16 protein-coding genes are annotated in these 16,898 nt (G+C 60.7%); 9 read left to right on the forward strand and 7 right to left on the reverse strand.

Annotated features, from left to right (window positions below; genetic code table 11):
• Positions 1-54: 54 nt before the first annotated feature.
• The 4 genes from AC3A5O_RS06660 to flgA all read right to left on the reverse strand — a co-directional run bounded on the left by AC3A5O_RS06660 (position 55) and on the right by flgA (position 2,663).
• Positions 55-801: a flagellar brake protein gene (locus tag AC3A5O_RS06660; protein WP_122569263.1), complete on the reverse strand. Its 747-nt coding sequence runs from the start codon at positions 799-801 to the stop codon at positions 55-57.
• Positions 802-893: 92 nt separating this feature from the next.
• Positions 894-1,361 (reverse strand): flagella synthesis protein FlgN, encoded by a 468-nt coding sequence (locus AC3A5O_RS06665; protein WP_305490967.1) that lies wholly within the window; start codon positions 1,359-1,361, stop codon positions 894-896.
• 47 nt (positions 1,362-1,408) lie between these two features.
• The gene (gene flgM, locus AC3A5O_RS06670) at positions 1,409-1,726 is read right to left on the reverse strand and encodes a flagellar biosynthesis anti-sigma factor FlgM (RefSeq protein WP_122569261.1); all 318 of its coding nucleotides are present in this window, start codon (positions 1,724-1,726) and stop codon (positions 1,409-1,411) included.
• A 172-nt stretch (positions 1,727-1,898) separates the two neighbouring features.
• Entirely contained in the window at positions 1,899-2,663 is a 765-nt protein-coding gene (gene flgA, locus AC3A5O_RS06675; RefSeq protein WP_122569260.1) for a flagellar basal body P-ring formation chaperone FlgA, read from the reverse strand.
• 78 nt (positions 2,664-2,741) lie between these two features.
• Here flgA and AC3A5O_RS06680 point away from each other — a divergent pair, with 78 nt between their 5' ends.
• The 6 genes from AC3A5O_RS06680 (at position 2,742) to flgE (ending at position 7,854) form a co-directional block, all read left to right on the forward strand.
• Complete coding sequence (locus tag AC3A5O_RS06680) at positions 2,742-3,668, forward strand: chemotaxis protein CheV (RefSeq protein ID WP_003204737.1); 927 nt, start codon at positions 2,742-2,744, stop codon at positions 3,666-3,668.
• Between the two features lie 59 nt (positions 3,669-3,727).
• Complete coding sequence (gene cheR, locus AC3A5O_RS06685) at positions 3,728-4,555, forward strand: protein-glutamate O-methyltransferase CheR (protein ID WP_063324730.1); 828 nt, start codon at positions 3,728-3,730, stop codon at positions 4,553-4,555.
• Positions 4,556-4,907: 352 nt separating this feature from the next.
• Complete coding sequence (gene flgB / locus AC3A5O_RS06690; RefSeq protein WP_122569259.1) at positions 4,908-5,315, forward strand: flagellar basal body rod protein FlgB; 408 nt, start codon at positions 4,908-4,910, stop codon at positions 5,313-5,315.
• Between the two features lie 3 nt (positions 5,316-5,318).
• Complete coding sequence (gene flgC / locus AC3A5O_RS06695) at positions 5,319-5,762, forward strand: flagellar basal body rod protein FlgC (protein ID WP_060741038.1); 444 nt, start codon at positions 5,319-5,321, stop codon at positions 5,760-5,762.
• A 15-nt stretch (positions 5,763-5,777) separates the two neighbouring features.
• Entirely contained in the window at positions 5,778-6,500 is a 723-nt protein-coding gene (gene flgD, locus AC3A5O_RS06700; RefSeq protein WP_122569258.1) for a flagellar hook assembly protein FlgD, read from the forward strand.
• A 28-nt stretch (positions 6,501-6,528) separates the two neighbouring features.
• Entirely contained in the window at positions 6,529-7,854 is a 1,326-nt protein-coding gene (gene flgE, locus AC3A5O_RS06705; protein WP_122569257.1) for a flagellar hook protein FlgE, read from the forward strand.
• Between the two features lie 266 nt (positions 7,855-8,120).
• On the opposite strand, the gene AC3A5O_RS06710 is transcribed toward flgE, so the two are convergent.
• A complete protein-coding gene (locus tag AC3A5O_RS06710) occupies positions 8,121-11,012 on the reverse strand; it encodes a ribonucleoside-diphosphate reductase subunit alpha (RefSeq protein WP_122569256.1) in 2,892 nt (963 codons plus the stop codon).
• An 865-nt stretch (positions 11,013-11,877) separates the two neighbouring features.
• On the opposite strand from AC3A5O_RS06710, the gene AC3A5O_RS06715 reads away from it, so the two are divergent.
• Positions 11,878-12,600: a response regulator gene (locus AC3A5O_RS06715; protein WP_122569255.1), complete on the forward strand. Its 723-nt coding sequence runs from the start codon at positions 11,878-11,880 to the stop codon at positions 12,598-12,600.
• Positions 12,597-14,207 (forward strand): ATP-binding protein, encoded by a 1,611-nt coding sequence (locus tag AC3A5O_RS06720; RefSeq protein ID WP_305468121.1) that lies wholly within the window; start codon positions 12,597-12,599, stop codon positions 14,205-14,207. Before AC3A5O_RS06715 ends, AC3A5O_RS06720 begins: the two co-directional genes overlap by 4 nt.
• 132 nt (positions 14,208-14,339) lie before the next feature.
• Here AC3A5O_RS06720 and AC3A5O_RS06725 read toward each other — a convergent pair whose 3' ends face one another.
• Positions 14,340-15,065: a 4'-phosphopantetheinyl transferase family protein gene (locus AC3A5O_RS06725; protein ID WP_205929679.1), complete on the reverse strand. Its 726-nt coding sequence runs from the start codon at positions 15,063-15,065 to the stop codon at positions 14,340-14,342.
• Positions 15,066-15,264: 199 nt separating this feature from the next.
• Positions 15,265-16,053 carry a dienelactone hydrolase family protein gene (locus AC3A5O_RS06730; RefSeq protein ID WP_305468117.1) on the reverse strand — a complete coding sequence of 263 codons (789 nt, stop codon included), beginning with the start codon at positions 16,051-16,053 and terminating at the stop codon, positions 15,265-15,267.
• 144 nt (positions 16,054-16,197) lie between these two features.
• Between AC3A5O_RS06730 and AC3A5O_RS06735 the strand changes: the two genes are divergently transcribed.
• Positions 16,198-16,797, forward strand: a complete 600-nt coding sequence (locus tag AC3A5O_RS06735; protein WP_122569250.1) for an outer membrane beta-barrel protein — start codon at positions 16,198-16,200, stop codon at positions 16,795-16,797.
• Positions 16,798-16,898 lie beyond the last annotated feature (101 nt).

Genomic DNA, 16,898 nt, shown 5'->3' on the forward strand with positions numbered 1-16,898 from the left:
TAAAAAAACGGGCAGTCACCGCAAGGGACTGCCCGTTTTTTTATGGCTCGACGATCAGAGGTCGTCTTTATCGAAGCGCCGCGCTTCGCGCTGGAGCTGGTAGACGAACCGCTCGACCTGCCGTTGCACCAGGCCACTGATGTTGTGGAAGCGCACGCCGGCGAACGTGGTGTTGATCCTTTCTTCGAAATGCAGGTAACGCAGCTCCACCGGGGCGATCATATTGCCAAACGGCAGGGCCGCGATGAAGCGCTCGTACACCTGGCCCAACTGCAGACGTTCGGTGATATCGCCGTCGAAACGCAGCTTGCAACCGGTGGCGGAAATGTCCAGCAGCTTGCCGTCCACGGGGGACTTGAGCTTGTCGCCGCCCAGTTCAACGCTCACCAGTTGCGCCAGTTTCAGGGCGGCACGGAAGGCGTTGCGACGTTGGTGGTAGACCACTTCGTCGGGCAGGGCGCCGCGATAGCAACGACCGTCGCTGGACTCATCAATGGTCAGCGGACCCTTGCCATCCCAGGCGATGCGCACGCCGTCATGGAACCCCTCGACGCGAAACGGCTCGCCGGCCAGCAGGAAACGCTCGCCGTCCCGGGGAATCATTTCATCCAGGGCGATGGAATTGGTCTCGCGATCGACGTTGACCAGATAGCTCTGGAAGCGCTGGGTACGTTCATGGAAGGTAATGATCAGCGGGTCGTGGCTATCTTGCAGCATCCGCAGGTTGCCGGAGATTTCCAGGGGCGTGGTGAGGACCTTGGGGGGCTGCGGAGCATCATCCGCGTTTGAGGCATTGAACACGGTGGGTCAATCTCCAGGCAAAATACGACTACGAATAGCCAGCATTTTGCCAGCATGTATCGCGCGTTGATAGAGCGAAGGCATTGTTCGTTTCATGCCTGGCTGAGCGGGCGGTGCTTGACCATTCGGGCCGTCGAACCGCTAGCGTCATACAGCGTCGGGATCTCGCCACCGTTGAGAATACGCAACTGGTTGGCGGTGGCGGCCTGCTGCATCAGGATCGACTGGCCGTTGCGGGCGTTGGTCGCCTGGCATTGGGCGAGCAGGTCGTTGAGTACTTTGCTCTGGGACCGCAACTGGTCGCCTAGGGTCGACTGGGCAGCCAACTGCTCAAGGCCGTCATGACTGGCGGGCAGGTTGAGGCTGGCGAGGATCTCGCTGCGCTTGCGGCCATGCTGGTCGAGCAAGATGATCAGTGCCTGTTTTTGCGCCAGGATATTTTCCAGCAAAGGCATGTCACGACCGTGCAGGGCCACGGATTCAGCCTGCAATAGCTCCAGCAATTGTTGCGCTGGAACGAAGTCGTCGATGATCAGTTGCAATAAATGAGTGTCGTGCATGGCTGGCCTTGGGTCTTAGCGTCCAAAAGCCTCGCGCAGGCGGCGGCCTAGCGCTGGGCTTCGAAGTTGAGCAGTTTGCTGGCTACGCGGTTGCTGTCGACTTTGTAGCTGCCATCGGCGATGGCTGCTTTCAACTCGGCCACGCGGGCGTTGTCGACGACAGGTTGATCGCGCAGCTTGTCAGTGACCTTCTGCAACTGCTGAGCCTCATTGCTGAGGTGTACCGACTCCCCGTTGCTGACCTTTTCGGCAGGCGTGGACAGCGGCGCGGATTTGTCGGTTTCGACGGTTTCCTTGGTGGCGCTGGTACGCGTAGTGCCTGTCAGCGGTGAAGAGCTGTTTAAACGATTGAAATCGATGACCATGGTAAAAAACCTCTGGGTATTTGGACGCTTGCCATGTTTTCGGCCATCCCCAAAAAAACTTTAGGCTCATTTGTTCAATGAACGTGCGCACGTCTGCGCTTGCCTTTGCGTAAGGCACAGTCTAGGGAACACCGGGATCAAGCGCCAGCTTTCTACCTCCTCTATCGGGTGATTACATCGCCACTTCCACTTGGCCTGGAGCCATCACTTGCGCCTTGATGACGCGCTGGGAATTAAGGTTTTTTACCCGTATCTGCTCACGCATGCCGCCGTTGGACAGGGCCTCGCCGGGCATCCGCACGGCAAGAGAGCCGCTACGGGCGGTGATGACCACCTGGTCACCCTTGCGGACCACCTCGGCCTGTTCCAGGTGCACCAGCGTCACGACCTGATCGGCGACCATTGGTCGGACAAGTTTCTGCCCGATGGCTTGATCGACAGAGGTCAGGAAACCCTGGGTGATCTGGCTGATGTCCCGTTCGCGCAACATCACGTCCTGGGGCTCGACGATCCCGGCCCGCTTGAGTGGACGGGTGGTGGTGACGATTTCCCGGAACAGGCGCACTTGAGCGGGCACGAACACCGTCCAGGGCGCGGCACTGTCACAACGAACCTTCACCGTGACGCGGCCCAGGGGCCGGGCCGGGCTCTCCAGCGACGCAGTCAATTCCTTGTCACACATGGGCATGCGCAAGCGCGGGTCGAGCTGGTTGACTTCGATTTCGTAACGACCTTCGGTTTGACTGCTTGCCAGATAGTCTTCTACGGTGAATTCAAGAAAGCCCTGAGTGACGCCGATAAGGAGATCAGGCAAGGTAACCGGAGCCGCCGCAAGGGCAGGACTGCCCGAAGTGAACAGGCAGGCAGCCAGCAGTGCACCGAGCCAGTGGCGGCAGTGAGTGGTCAGGCGTCGAGAAAATGTCGTTTGTGCGTTCATGCCGGTTCAATAGCAAGCCCCGTGCCGTTTAGTGATGAATGCGCGTCGGACACATTAGCGTTAGGTAGGAGTCAGGGCATGGCGGGAGTAATGGATTCGGTAAACCAGCGCACTCAGCTGGTCGGTCAGAATCGCCTGGAGCTGTTGTTGTTCCGTCTCGACGGCCAACAAATGTACGGGATCAACGTATTCAAGGTTCGCGAGGTGCTGCAATGCCCCAAGCTGACCCTGATGCCCAAGTCCAGCCCCGTCGTGTGCGGTGTGGCCAATATCCGCGGTGCGACCATTCCGATTCTCGACCTGGCGATGGCGACCGGCTCCGGTCGGTTGCTGGACCAGAGCAATCCGTTTGTGATCATCACCGAGTACAACACCAAGACCCAGGGGTTCCTGGTGCGCTCGGTGGAGCGCATCGTCAACATGAACTGGGAAGAGATCCATCCACCGCCCAAGGGCACCGGCCGCGATCACTACCTGACGGCGGTGACCCGGGTCGATAACCAGTTGGTGGAAATCATCGACGTGGAGAAAATCCTCGCCGAAGTGGCGCCCACGCCGGAAGCGATTTCCGTGGGGGTGGTGGATGCCGAGACCCAGCACAAGGCGATTTCGCTGCGAGTGTTGACCGTCGATGATTCTTCGGTGGCCCGCAAGCAGGTGACCCGTTGCCTGCAAACGGTCGGCGTCGAGGTGGTGGCGTTGAACGACGGGCGACAGGCGCTGGATTACCTGCGCAAGCTGGTCGACGAGGGCAAGAAGCCTGAGGAAGAATTCCTGATGATGATCTCCGACATCGAGATGCCGGAAATGGACGGCTACACCCTGACCTCGGAAATCCGCAGCGATCCGCGCATGCAAAAGCTGCACATCATCTTGCATACTTCGTTGTCTGGTGTTTTCAACCAGGCGATGGTCAAGAAGGTCGGTGCCGACGATTTCCTGGCAAAATTCCGCCCCGATGACCTGGCGTCCCGGGTCGTCGAACGGATCAAAGCAGCAGAATAAAGTAGAAGGTCGGGCGCGTTGTGCGCCCGGCAAGTCAACACGATGAAAGAGGCGGTATCTTGTCTACGGGTAATTTGGATTTCGAACAGTTCCGGGTCTTCCTGGAAAAAGCCTGTGGCATCTTGCTTGGTGAAAACAAGCAATACCTGGTGTCGAGCCGTCTCAATAAGTTGATGGAGCAACAGGGCCTCAAGTCATTGGGCGAGCTGGTGCAGCGTATCCAGACCCAGCCGCGCAGTGGCTTGCGCGAGATGGTGGTGGATGCCATGACTACCAACGAAACCCTATGGTTTCGTGACACCTATCCGTTCGAGGTGCTGAAGAACAAAGTGCTGCCGGCCGCCATCAAGGCCAGCCCGGGCCAGCGCCTACGGATCTGGTCGGCGGCCTGTTCGTCGGGGCAGGAACCCTATTCGCTGTCGATGTCCATCGATGAGTTCGAACGCTCCAACCTCGGCCAGTTGAAAGGCGGCGTGCAGATCGTCGCCACCGACCTGTCCGGGACCATGCTCAATAACTGCAAGACCGGCGAGTACGACAGCCTGGCCATCGGCCGTGGCTTGTCGCCGGACCGCCTGCAACGCTACTTCGACCCCAAAGGGCCGGGCAAATGGGTGGTCAAGGCGCCGATCAAGAGCCGGGTGGAGTTCCGCTCGTTCAACCTGCTGGACAGCTACGCCAGCCTGGGCAAGTTCGACATCGTGTTTTGCCGTAACGTGCTGATCTACTTCTCCGCCGAAGTGAAGAAGGACATCCTGCTGCGCATCCACGGCACGCTCAAGCCGGGCGGCTACCTGTTCCTCGGCGCCTCCGAGGCGTTGAACGGTTTGCCGGATCATTACCAGATGGTCCAGTGCAGCCCGGGGATCATCTACCAGGCGAAGTGATTGGCTTGGGTTGTCAAAAAAAGCGGGAGTCCCACGGGGCTCCCGTTTTTTTGCCTGCCAGTTTTTTCCAGTACACCACAGCCTCCTGTGGGAGCGAGCTTGCTCGCGATAGGCAGACGATTCAATTTTGACTGACACACCGCCATCGCGAGCAAGCTCGCTCCCACATTTGATCTTCATTGCCTGGGTGAAAGCGGCAGAAAAGCGGCAGCCGGCGGAAACCGATTGCCGCTTTTCTGGCATTGCCGCCTTGCCGGTGCCCGCAAAGCCCCGGTTTATGGGGTTTTTGAAAGTGGCACGACGCTTGCTTTAGCCGTCGTACGTACATTCTGGTCACCCAAAGGTTTCCGACATGAGCATCAGCTTCGATAAAGCGCTCGGTATCCACGAAAAGGCCCTGGGCTTCCGCGCCCAACGTGCCGAAGTCCTGGCCAACAACATCGCCAACGCCGATACCCCGAACTACAAGGCTCGGGATCTGGACTTCTCCAAAGTGCTCGCCGAGCAGAACGAGAAAGCCAAGAACGGCCATTTCGCCTTGAACATGACCAACAGTCGTCATATCGAAGCCGAAGGCTTGGGCAATGGCGATGAGTCGCTGATGTATCGCACGCCGATGCAGCCTTCGATCGACCAGAACACCGTGGACGCTCAACTGGAACAGTCCAACTACGCGGAAAACTCCGTGAACTTCCAGGCCAGCTTCACCCTGCTCAACAGCAAATTCAAAGGGCTGGTATCGGCCCTGCGCGGAGAGTAAGCCATGTCGATTGCGAGCGTATTCAACATCGCCGGCAGTGCCATGAGTGCCCAGACCACTCGCCTGAACACCGTCGCCAGTAACATCGCCAACGCCGAGACCGTTTCGTCGAGCATCGACCAGACCTACCGCGCTCGCCACCCGGTATTCGCCACCATGTTCCAGGGCGGCCAGTCCGGCGGCAGCGACTCGCTGTTCCAGGACCAGGAAGCGGCCGGGCAGGGCGTACAGGTGCTTGGCGTGGTCGAAGACCAGAGCAACCTTGAAGCACGTTATGAGCCAAACCATCCGGCCGCGGACGCCAAGGGTTATGTCTACTACCCGAACGTCAACGTCGTCGAAGAAATGGCCGACATGATTTCCGCCAGTCGTTCGTTCCAGACCAACGCCGAAATGATGAACACCGCCAAAGCCATGATGCAGAAGGTCCTGACCCTCGGTCAGTGATAAGGGGCGAGTCACATGAGCGTTACCAACACTACCAGCGGTTTGAGTCTCAACGAGATTCTGGCCAACTCCTCGGTCAAGACCAACACCACCACCGATACCCTGGGTACGGTGACGGGCATGGCGACCGGCAAGAAGGAGTTGGGCAAGGATGCGTTCCTGCAGTTGCTCGTGACCCAGCTGAAAAACCAGAACCCGCTGGAGCCACAGGATAACGGCGAGTTCGTTGCCCAGTTGGCGCAGTTCAGCAGCCTGGAAGGCATCACCACCCTCAACCAGACGGTGAGCGGCATTGCCGGCAACTACAACTCGTCCCAGGCCTTGCAGGCCTCGTCACTGGTGGGTCGCTCGGTCATTGCCCCAGGTGACAAGGCTGTGGTCGATACCTCCAAGAGCCTCAACGGCACGGTGGTGGTGCCGACATCGGTGTCCTCTGTTGCCGTCAAGATCGTGGACAAGGACGGCAAGACCGTTCGCACCATCGACCTGGGCAGCCAGAAGGCCGGCAACTCCGCCTTCATCTGGGATGGCAAGAACGACGCGGGCGCGGTCGTTGAATCGGGCACCTACACCTTCGCCGCTTCGACCACCATCGACGGCAAGGCCACGTCGCTGATCACTAACCTGCCGGCCACGGTCAGCAGCGTGACGATCAGCCAGACGGGCGGTGAGCTGATGCTCAACCTGGCCGGGCTGGGCAGCATTGCCCTGTCCAAAGTACAAACTATTGGTATGTAGAGCCGACTAACCGGCAAAAGGAGTCAACATGTCTTTTAACATCGGCCTTAGCGGTCTCTATGCAGCCAACAAACAGCTGGACGTGACCGGCAACAACATCGCCAACGTGGCGACCACCGGTTTCAAATCGTCCCGCGCGGAATTCGAAGACGTCTATTCGGCTACCAAGCTGGGCTCGGGCAGCAAGACCGTCGGCAACGGCGTGCGCCTGGCCAACGTTTCCCAGCAGTTCGGCCAGGGTGACGTGAACAACACCGGCAACGTGCTGGACATGGGCATCCAGGGCCAGGGCTTCTTTGTCCTGAGCAACGACGGCTCCCTGAGCTACACCCGTGCCGGTACCTTCAAGACCGACAAGGAAGGCTTCATCACCAACAGTGATGGCACGGCCCGCCTGCAAGGCTATGGCGTGGATGCCAACGGCAAGATCCAGAACGGTATCCTGACCGACCTGCGCATCGACACCTCGAACCTGCCGCCGCAAGCCACCAGCCTGGTTTCGTCGACCATCAACCTGAACTCGACGGCGACGCCGATCACTGTGGCGTTCAATCCGGCCGACACGGCCACGTTCACCAAGCAGTTCACTACTCCGGTCTATGACACCCAGGGCAACCAGCACTCCATGGACCAGTACATGGTCAAGACTGCCGGCAATACTTGGAACGTCTATACCTTGATTGATGGTCGTAACCTCAATGGCAGCGCGCCGGTTGCTCCGAACGCTCCAGTTCCTTCGACGATGACATTCGACTCGAACGGCAGGCTAACCCAAGTCAGCACCCCGGTTCCGCCGACCGTTCCACCGACTGTTCCGACACCCCCGCCAACCATCAGCAATGATCTGAACCTGGTTGGCTGGGTCCCAGGCACTGTGACCAATGGTACATGGACCGCTAATGGCGCGGGCTCGTCGACTATTACGATTTCCATGGCCAACACGACCCAATTCAACGCCGACACCGCCCGCTCGATTCCGGCCCAGAACGGCTACGCCACTGGCCAGATCACCAACCTGACCATCGACGGCAGCGGCGTCTTGCTGGCCAACTTCAGCAACAACCAGACCAAGCCGATCGGCCAGCTCGCCCTCGCCAGCTTTACCAACGAGCAAGGCCTGCAGCCAGTAGGCGGCACCAGCTGGAAGGAAACCTTCGCCTCGGGTATCCCAGGCTACGATGCTCCACAAACCGGCACCCTCGGTTCGATCGTCTCCAACTCCCTGGAAGAGTCAAACGTCAACCTGACCAACGAACTGGTCGAGCTGATCAAGGCCCAGAGCAACTATCAGGCGAACGCCAAGACCATCTCCACCCAGAGCACCATCATGCAGACCATTATTCAGATGGCTTGATATCGATGGTTGCTTAAAGGCTGCACAAGGAGCCCCTCGCAAGAGGGGCTTTTTTGTAGGCGGCTATTTTTGTGGTGCCTGGACTGGCCTCATCGCGAGCAAGCTCGCTCCCACATTGGAATGCGTCCAATTGTGGGAGCGAGCTTGCTCGCGACGAGGCCGTCATAGGCGCCGACTGTTCTCCAGGCAAAAGAAAACCCCCGATAAACCAGCGGTCTATCGGGGGTTTCTTTTAGCAGGCGCCTTGCAACGCCCACTCGCTCAGCTTATTGGCAAGCTTCGCAATCCGGCTCGTCGATCGCGCAGGCCTTTGGCACTGGCGCGGGACCGGCTGGAGCTGCCAGGACCGAGTCGTCACCGTGGTTGCCGCCGCTGGAAACCGCGTTCAGCTTGCCGGTGTTGATGGTCGACTTCTCGGTGCTGGTGGCGGCCAGGGCACGGAGGTAGTAAGTGGTTTTCAGGCCACGGTACCAGGCCATGCGGTAGGTCACGTCCAGCTTCTTGCCCGAAGCGCCGGCGATGTACAGGTTCAGCGACTGAGCCTGGTCGATCCACTTCTGGCGACGGCTGGCGGCGTCGACGATCCACTTGGTGTCCACTTCGAAGGCCGTTGCGTAGAGTTCTTTGAGCTCTTGCGGGATGCGTTCGATCTGCTGCACCGAACCGTCGTAGTACTTCAGGTCGTTGATCATGACCGAGTCCCACAGGCCGCGGGCCTTGAGGTCGCGAACCAGGTACGGGTTGATCACGGTGAATTCGCCCGACAGGTTCGATTTCACATACAGGTTCTGGTAGGTCGGTTCGATCGACTGCGACACGCCAGTGATGTTGGCGATGGTGGCGGTCGGTGCGATGGCCATGATGTTGGAGTTACGGATGCCTTTCTGCACACGGGCGCGAACCGGTGCCCAGTCCAGGGATTCGTTCAGGTCAACGTCGATGTACTTCTGGCCGCGCTGGGCGATCAGGATCTGTTGCGAGTCCAGCGGCAGGATGCCCTGGGACCACAGCGAACCCTGGAACGTCTCGTAGGCGCCGCGCTCGTCGGCCAGGTCGCAGGAAGCCTGGATCGCGTAGTAGCTGACCGCTTCCATGGACTTGTCGGCGAACTCGACGGCAGCGTCCGAACCGTACGGGATGTGTTGCAGGTACAGCGCATCCTGGAAGCCCATGATGCCCAGGCCGACCGGACGGTGCTTGAAGTTGGAGTTCTTCGCTTGCGGCACCGAGTAGTAGTTGATGTCGATCACGTTGTCGAGCATGCGCACGGCGGTGTTCACGGTGCGTTGCAGCTTGGCGGTGTCCAGCTTGCCGTCGACGATGTGGTTCGGCAGGTTGATCGAGCCCAGGTTGCAGACCGCGATCTCGTCCTTGTTGGTGTTCAGGGTGATCTCGGTGCACAGGTTCGAGCTGTGGACCACGCCCACGTGCTGCTGCGGGCTGCGCAGGTTGCACGGGTCCTTGAAGGTCAGCCATGGGTGGCCGGTTTCGAACAGCATCGACAGCATCTTGCGCCACAGGTCTTTGGCCTGGACGACTTTGAACAGCTTGATCTTGTTGTACTCGGTCAGGGCTTCGTAGTACTCGTAGCGCTCTTCGAAAGCCTTGCCGGTCAGGTCGTGCAGGTCCGGCACTTCGGATGGCGAGAACAGGGTCCACTTGCCGTCATCGAAGACGCGCTTCATGAACAGGTCGGGGATCCAATTGGCGGTGTTCATGTCGTGGGTACGACGACGGTCATCACCGGTGTTCTTGCGCAGCTCGATGAACTCTTCGATGTCCATGTGCCAGGTTTCCAGGTAGGCACAGACTGCGCCCTTGCGCTTGCCGCCCTGGTTGACCGCAACGGCGGTGTCGTTGACCACTTTGAGGAACGGCACGACGCCCTGGGATTTGCCGTTGGTGCCCTTGATGTACGAGCCCAATGCGCGAACCGGGGTCCAGTCGTTGCCCAGGCCGCCAGCGAATTTCGACAACATGGCGTTGTCGTGGATGGCGCCGTAGATGCCCGACAGGTCATCCGGAACGGTGGTCAGGTAGCAGCTCGACAACTGCGGACGCAGGGTGCCGGCGTTGAACAGGGTCGGGGTCGAGGCCATGTAGTCGAAGGACGACAACAGGTTGTAGAACTCGATCGCACGGTCTTCGCGCTGCTTCTCTTCGATTGCCAGGCCCATGGCCACGCGCATGAAGAAGATCTGCGGCAGTTCGAAACGGATACCGTCCTTGTGGATGAAGTAACGGTCGTACAGGGTTTGCAGGCCCAGGTAGGTGAACTGCTGGTCGCGCTCGTGGTTGATCGCCTTGCCGAGTTTTTCCAGGTCGAATTCGGCCAGGACCGGGTTCAGCAATTCGAACTCGATACCCTTGGCGACATAAGCGGGCAACGCCTTGGCGTACAGGTCGACCATTTCGTGGTGGGTCGCGCTCTCGGCGACTTCCAGGAAGCTCAGGCCTTCGGCACGCAGGGTGTCCATCAGCAGGCGAGCGGTCACGAAGGAGTAGTTCGGCTCGCGTTCCACCAGGGTCCGGGCGGTCATCACCAGCGCGGTGTTGACGTCTTTGAGGGCGACGCCATCATAGAGGTTCTTCAGGGTTTCGCGCTGGATCAGGTCGCCGTCGACTTCTTCCAGGCCCTCGCAGGCCTCGGTGACGATGGTGTTCAGGCGGCCCATGTCCAGCGGCGCCAGGCTGCCGTCGGCGCGTGCGATGCGGATCGAAGGGTGGGCCTGGACCGGTGCGTCGGCCGGGGAGCGAGTGGCTCGTTCCTTGGCGCGGGAGTCACGGTAGATCACGTAGTCGCGGGCCACTTTCTGCTCGCCGGCACGCATCAGGGCCAGTTCGACCTGGTCCTGGATTTCTTCGATGTGGATGGTGCCGCCCGAAGGCATGCGACGCTTGAAGGTCGCGGTGACCTGTTCGGTCAGGCGGGCCACGGTGTCGTGGATTCGCGACGAAGCGGCAGCGGTGCCGCCCTCAACTGCGAGGAACGCTTTGGTGATGGCGACGGTGATCTTGTCATCGGTGTAAGGAACGACAGTGCCGTTACGCTTGATCACACGCAGTTGGCCCGGCGCGGTGGCGGACAGATCCGGGCTCGAATCGGCGGCCAGCGGCGCGGTGCCCTGCGGGTTCTCGCGAGTTGTGTCGGTGTGCATGGGTGTCTCCACGTTCTCTATGTTTGTTTGGGCACCATCACGGTGCCCACCGTTCCGTCCTGAAGCACTACAACCGACTGGCGCCGGGCATAACAACTTCGGGACAGTAGGAAGCAGGCGTTTAAGGCCGCTTCCATCCGAAGTTCTCAGGTTGCGAGCAGGGCTCGAAACCGGGTTGTCGGGGTGGCAGCAATTGACTGCAACACCCGTACCGTTTCGGTCGTTTTCGACCTTGAAACAGTTGCCATCCGCAGGGGCGGTCTGGGCTTGGGGAAATGCGGTGTTTCAGTTGGACAGAAGCATGAAAAGCGCTTGAATTCTCTGCCCGACTTGTGTTGGGTTTTTGGCCTGAAACCCTACATGTAGGGTTTTTTACGCGGCGGGCTACAAGATAATGCGTTTTCGGGGGGTATGCAACGTACTACCTGTGGATAAGCCTGTGCGTAATTTGTGTGCGAAACGTGGAACTGCTCTGTAGGCCGCGACCTAGCTGGAGTGGACCTTTTTTCATCGGTTTCGCTGACCTGAAAACAGTCCTGCAGTTTTTGCGGGCGCGGACATTACCACACAAAACCCACCCGACCGAAACGCATTTGTCCGCTTGTTTTCTGTGCAGGCGACGTTTATACAATCGGCCCATGCATGGGTGCGTTTATCCTCCTTTAACATGACAAAAAGATGGGGGCTGCACAGGACCCAACCTGTGGGAGCGAGCTTGCTCGCGATGGCGGCGGATCAGCAGCATGGAGGCTGGCTGACACACTGCCATCGCGAGCAAGCTCGCTTCCACAGGGTTCGTGCCTTGTCAGTGATATTGGCAACACGCCCCTCCTTAATTTAGCTAAATCAGCCAAAAGGTCCCCCAGTGGAACAAGAAGCCTGGCAGGTATTGATCGTCGAGGATGACCAGCGTCTGGCCGAGCTGACCCGGGAATACCTCGAAAGCAACGGGTTGCGTGTCGCCATCGAAGGCAACGGCGCGGTGGCGGCGGCGCGGATCATTGCCGAGCAGCCGGACCTGGTGGTCCTCGACCTGATGCTGCCCGGCGAAGACGGCCTGAGCATCTGCCGCAAGGTGCGCGAGCACTATGATGGGCCGATCCTGATGCTCACCGCCCGCACCGACGACACTGATCAGATCCAGGGCCTGGACCTGGGCGCCGATGACTACGTCTGCAAACCGGTTCGCCCGCGTTTGCTATTGGCGCGCATCCAGGCCCTGCTGCGCCGCAGCGAGCCAGAACCGAGCGCGGCGCAAAAGCAGCGGCGCCTGCAATTCGGCCCTCTGGTGGTCGACGATGCGCTGCGCGAAGCCTGGTTGCAGGGCAACAGCATCGAGCTGACCAGCGCCGAATTCGACCTGCTGTGGCTGCTGGTGTCCAATGCCGGGCGCATTCTGTCCCGGGAAGAAATCTTCACCGCCCTGCGCGGCATTGGTTATGACGGCCAGGACCGTTCCATCGATGTGCGCATTTCGCGCATCCGCCCCAAGATCGGCGACGACCCGGACCATCCACGACTGATCAAGACCATCCGCAGCAAAGGCTACCTGTTCGTTCCTGAAGCTTGCGTAGACCTGGCGCCGTGAATTCGATCTTCCTGCGGATTTATGGCGGCATGTGCGCGGCGTTGGTGCTGGTGGCGGTCCTCGGCGTGCTGGCCCTGCACCTGCTCAACCAGACCCGCGGCGAGCAATACCGCGAGCGCCTGGCCCACGGCACGTTTTCGTTGATGGCCGATAACCTGCGGCCGATGAACGACACCGAGCGCCGCCGGGCGCTGCTGGTGTGGGAGCGCCTGCTGGGGATTCCCCTGGCCCTGCAGACTTTTCCCCAGACCGACCTCGACCTTGGCCAGCGTACCCGTGTACTGCGCGGCCAGGCGTTGGTGGAGCAGACCGGGCCGCACGCGGCAAAAGTCTATCGGCTGGTCAATGATGCCGAGCAATTGATGTTGGTCGGGGAAGTCCAGCAGATCAGCGAGCAACTGGCCCGGGCGACCATTTACCTGTTGGCCGACGAACTGGTGCGTTACCCCGTGGCCGAGCAACCCAAGCGGCTGGCGCAATTGGCGCAGGAAAAAGGCTTTGGTTTCGACCTGCGACTCATGACCGCCGAGCAGGCCGACATGGACGAAGACCAGCGCCGTCGTGTGTCCGAGGGCGATACGGTGATGGCGCTGGGCAAGGGCGGCGACTCCATCCGGGTCTTCGCTGGCATGGTCGGCACACCGTGGGTGCTGGAGATCGGCCCGTTGTACCAGATGAACCCTTATCCGCCGCAATGGCTGGTGCTGATCGCCGCGCTTGGGTTGAGCCTGATCGGGTTGATCGTCTACCTGTTGGTGCGTCAGCTGGAGCGGCGCTTGCGTGGCCTGGAATCGGCCGCCACCCAGATCGCCCAGGGCAGCCTGGAAACCCGCGTGCCGGCCCGCGGCGCCGACTCGGTCGGGCGGTTGGCCGCGGCGTTCAACGGCATGGCCGAGCACCTGCAGCAGTTGTTGGCGATCCAGCGCGAGCTGGTGCGGGCGGTGTCCCACGAATTGCGCACCCCGGTGGCGCGCCTGCGTTTTGGCCTGGAAATGCTCGGCAGCGCCACCACGCCCCAGGCCCGGGACAAATACCTGGCGGGCATGGACCACGACATCGAAGACCTGGATCGGCTGGTGGACGAAATGCTCACCTACGCACGGCTGGAACAGGGTTCGCCGGCCTTGAGCTTCCAGCGGGTGGACCTGGATGCGCTGGTCAATCAAGTGATCGATGAGCTGGGGCCGTTGCGGGCCGGGATCACGGTCGAGCGCGGTCTATGCCTGTCGGCCGCCGATTGCGATGGTGCCTGGGTCGAGGCTGAGCCACGCTTTTTGCATCGCGCCCTGCAGAACCTGGTGAGCAATGCCATGCGCCACGCCCATTCCAAGGTCACGGTCAGTTATCAGGTGGGCCAGTTGCGCTGCCGGGTGGACGTGGAAGATGACGGGCCCGGCGTGCCGGAAGCGGCGTGGGAGCGGATTTTCAAACCCTTCCTGCGCCTGGATGACAGCCGCGCCCGCGCTTCGGGTGGCCATGGGCTGGGGCTGTCGATCGTGCGGCGGATCATCCACTGGCATGATGGTCGGGCGCTGATCGGCAAGAGCAAGAGTTTGGGTGGGGCGTGCTTCAGCTTGAGTTGGCCGAGGCATCAGGACAGGTCTTGATAGGTGGGGTGCCTGATCGACCGCCATCGCGGGCAAGCCTTGCTCCCACAGCAAACCACACTTAAATGAGGGAGCGCTGACTTGTGGGAGCAAGGCTTGCCCGCGATGAGGCCCTGAAAAGCAGCACAGCTCTCAGGCCCTGATCCCCACCAAACTCAACAACTGCCCATCCTTCACCCCAAACTGCGCCTGCAGCTCACTGCCATGGCGCCACTCGGCCGACAGGTCCGTCAGCAGCCGCAGCCGCACCTGCCCGTCGTGTGTCCAGTCCAGCACCTCGGCATGCTCGAAATAAAAACGCTGCCTGACGATGGGATACAGCGCCTTGAACAAGCTTTCCTTCACTGAAAAGGTCAGGGTCACCAGTAAGGCCTGGTCATCGCGCGTGAGCCGGGTCATGCGCTGCAACTCTGGCGAGGTGAGGATTTCACCGGCCAGGCGCTCGGCGCGTTCGGGATCGAGCAGGTTTTCCACGTCCATGCCCAAGCCTTGCCAGTGGTCTTTTTTCGCCACGATGGCTGCTGCCCGGCCCGTGCTGTGGGTGATTGAGCCGCTGATATGAGCCGGCCACACCGGGGCGCGGTCTTCGCCGATGGCCGGCACGCAGGCCAGGCCATCGAGGCGCTGCAACGCCGCCCGGGCGCAGATTCGCCCGGCCAGGAATTCTGCCTGACGCTTGGCCACCGAACGCTGGATGCTCGCCGGTGGCTCGATGGCGCTGTTGGGAAAGTCTGTGCCCACCAGCAACAACGGGTCGAAGCGGGTGCTCAGCAGCACCGTATCGGGCAGCGCGTCGGGCAATAGCCAGTGCTCATCCAGGGACGAGCAACAGGCGGGCAGGGTGGGGAGTGTCTTCATGCCGGGCATTTTGCCGGGTTGGTGGGAGGCTGGGTAGTGGCGTGGCGTTTATGTGGGTATGGCTGGCTTTTGTGGCGAGGGAGCTTGCTGTGGGAGCAAGGCTTGCCCGCGATGAAGGCGATGCGGTCTTCCAGAAATCGAGTCGCCTGGGTCGCGAGCAAGCTTTGCTCCCACAATCCCCTCGCCACAGGGGGATGTATTAGAAAATATTTTTGAAGAACTTCTGCATATCCGCCCACGACTTCTCATCGGCTTCCTTGTTGTAGCCGATGTCCGGCCCGCCATGTTCGCCGTGGCTCAAACGGTCGGCGTCGGGGTTGCTGAAGCCGTGCTTGGCACCTTCCAGGCTGACGAATTTATAGTCGGCCCCGGCCTTGTCCATCTCGCTCTTGAACGCGGTGACGTTGTCCGGGGTAACCATGCTGTCCAGGGCGCCATGCTCGACCAGCACCTTGGCCTTGACGCTGCCCGGCGTGGCCGGGGTGTTGGTTACCAGGGCACCGTGGAAGCTCACCACGCCGGCCAGCGGCACCCCCTGGCGCGCGGCATCAAGCACCACCTTGCCGCCGAAGCAGTAGCCGATGGCGGCGAGTTTGTCCGGATCGGTCTGGGGCTGTTTCTTCAGCAGGTCGAGGCCGGCCTGGAAGCGGGCACTGGCCGCCTTGCCGTCCTTGAGCGCTGCCTGCATGAAGGCCATAGCGTCCTTGGGGTGCTCGGTGTTCTTGCCGTCGCCGTACATGTCGATGGCCAGGGCGCTGTAGCCCAGGCCCGCCAGGTCACGGGCGCGGCGCTTGGCGTAATCGTTCAGCCCCCACCATTCGTGAACCACCACCACGCCCGGACGCGGGCCTTTGACGGCGTCGTCATAAGCGTAATAGCCGATCAGCTGGGTGCCGTCGGCACTGGTGTAGGGAATCTCCTGGGTCTGGACGGCGGCGTGGCTCACACCGCTCATGGCCAGAAGTACAACAGCAAGCAGCCTGCGCATGACCGATCTCCTTATAAAAGTGGTCCGCACAGATTAGCCGATTCATTCAGCGCAGGTTCAGAGAACGTTCAAGGGGGGTTCAGGGACCGCTGGTTAAGGTGACGGCGACTTCACGAAACATCCACGCAGCAAAGGAACTTGACCATGACTGCTATGAAAAAACTGCTGTTGGCTTTCACCGTGCTGGGCGCCAGTGCCATGGCTCACGCCGATGACAACTTCGCCAGCCTGACCCTCGGCCAGACCAGCGACAAGGTGAAGAAATCCAACGCCTTGGACAGCGCCCTGAGCAACCCGAACGCCGACGGCATCATAGGCAAGGACACCACCTATGGCCTGCGCCTGGGCAAGCAGAACGACCAGGGCCGCTACTACGCCACCTACGACAACGTCTCGGGCAGCCACAACGGCATCAAGTTGCGCCAGGAAAACCTGCTGGGCAGCTACGATGTGTTCTATCCGGTCACCAGCAGCACCAAACTGTTCGGTGGCGGCACGGTGGGCCTGACCAAGCTGACCCAGGATTCGCCCGGCTTCAGTCGCGACAGCGACATTGGTTACGCAGTGGGCTTGCAGGGCGGCGTGCTGCAACAAATTTCGCAAAACACCTCGGTTGAACTGGGTTACCGTTACCTGCGCAGCAACGCCAGCACCGAGATGAGCCCGCACGGTGGCGACAAGGTCGGCTCGCTGGACCTGACCAGCAGCGCCCAGACCTACCTGTCCGCCAACTACACGTTCTAAGCGGGCGAGGGTGAGGAGATCAGCCGGATCGGTCGAAGACGATCCGGCGCCTTTCGTTGAGGTGCGCCGCGCGCGATTGTTTGATTTGCCTGGGGAGAGGC

This window comes from Pseudomonas sp. Soil_N_39 (assembly GCF_057655955.1).

Coding starts and splice junctions, on each gene's coding strand:
- AC3A5O_RS06665 (WP_305490967.1), bottom strand. CDS start 1,361: ATGCACGACACTCATTTATTGCAACTGATCATCGACGACTTCGTTCCA.
- flgM (WP_122569261.1), bottom strand. CDS start 1,726: ATGGTCATCGATTTCAATCGTTTAAACAGCTCTTCACCGCTGACAGGC.
- flgA (WP_122569260.1), bottom strand. CDS start 2,663: ATGAACGCACAAACGACATTTTCTCGACGCCTGACCACTCACTGCCGC.
- AC3A5O_RS06680 (WP_003204737.1), top strand. CDS start 2,742: ATGGCGGGAGTAATGGATTCGGTAAACCAGCGCACTCAGCTGGTCGGT.
- flgB (WP_122569259.1), top strand. CDS start 4,908: ATGAGCATCAGCTTCGATAAAGCGCTCGGTATCCACGAAAAGGCCCTG.
- flgC (WP_060741038.1), top strand. CDS start 5,319: ATGTCGATTGCGAGCGTATTCAACATCGCCGGCAGTGCCATGAGTGCC.
- flgD (WP_122569258.1), top strand. CDS start 5,778: ATGAGCGTTACCAACACTACCAGCGGTTTGAGTCTCAACGAGATTCTG.
- flgE (WP_122569257.1), top strand. CDS start 6,529: ATGTCTTTTAACATCGGCCTTAGCGGTCTCTATGCAGCCAACAAACAG.
- AC3A5O_RS06710 (WP_122569256.1), bottom strand. CDS start 11,012: ATGCACACCGACACAACTCGCGAGAACCCGCAGGGCACCGCGCCGCTG.
- AC3A5O_RS06725 (WP_205929679.1), bottom strand. CDS start 15,065: ATGAAGACACTCCCCACCCTGCCCGCCTGTTGCTCGTCCCTGGATGAG.
- AC3A5O_RS06730 (WP_305468117.1), bottom strand. CDS start 16,053: ATGCGCAGGCTGCTTGCTGTTGTACTTCTGGCCATGAGCGGTGTGAGC.
- AC3A5O_RS06735 (WP_122569250.1), top strand. CDS start 16,198: ATGACTGCTATGAAAAAACTGCTGTTGGCTTTCACCGTGCTGGGCGCC.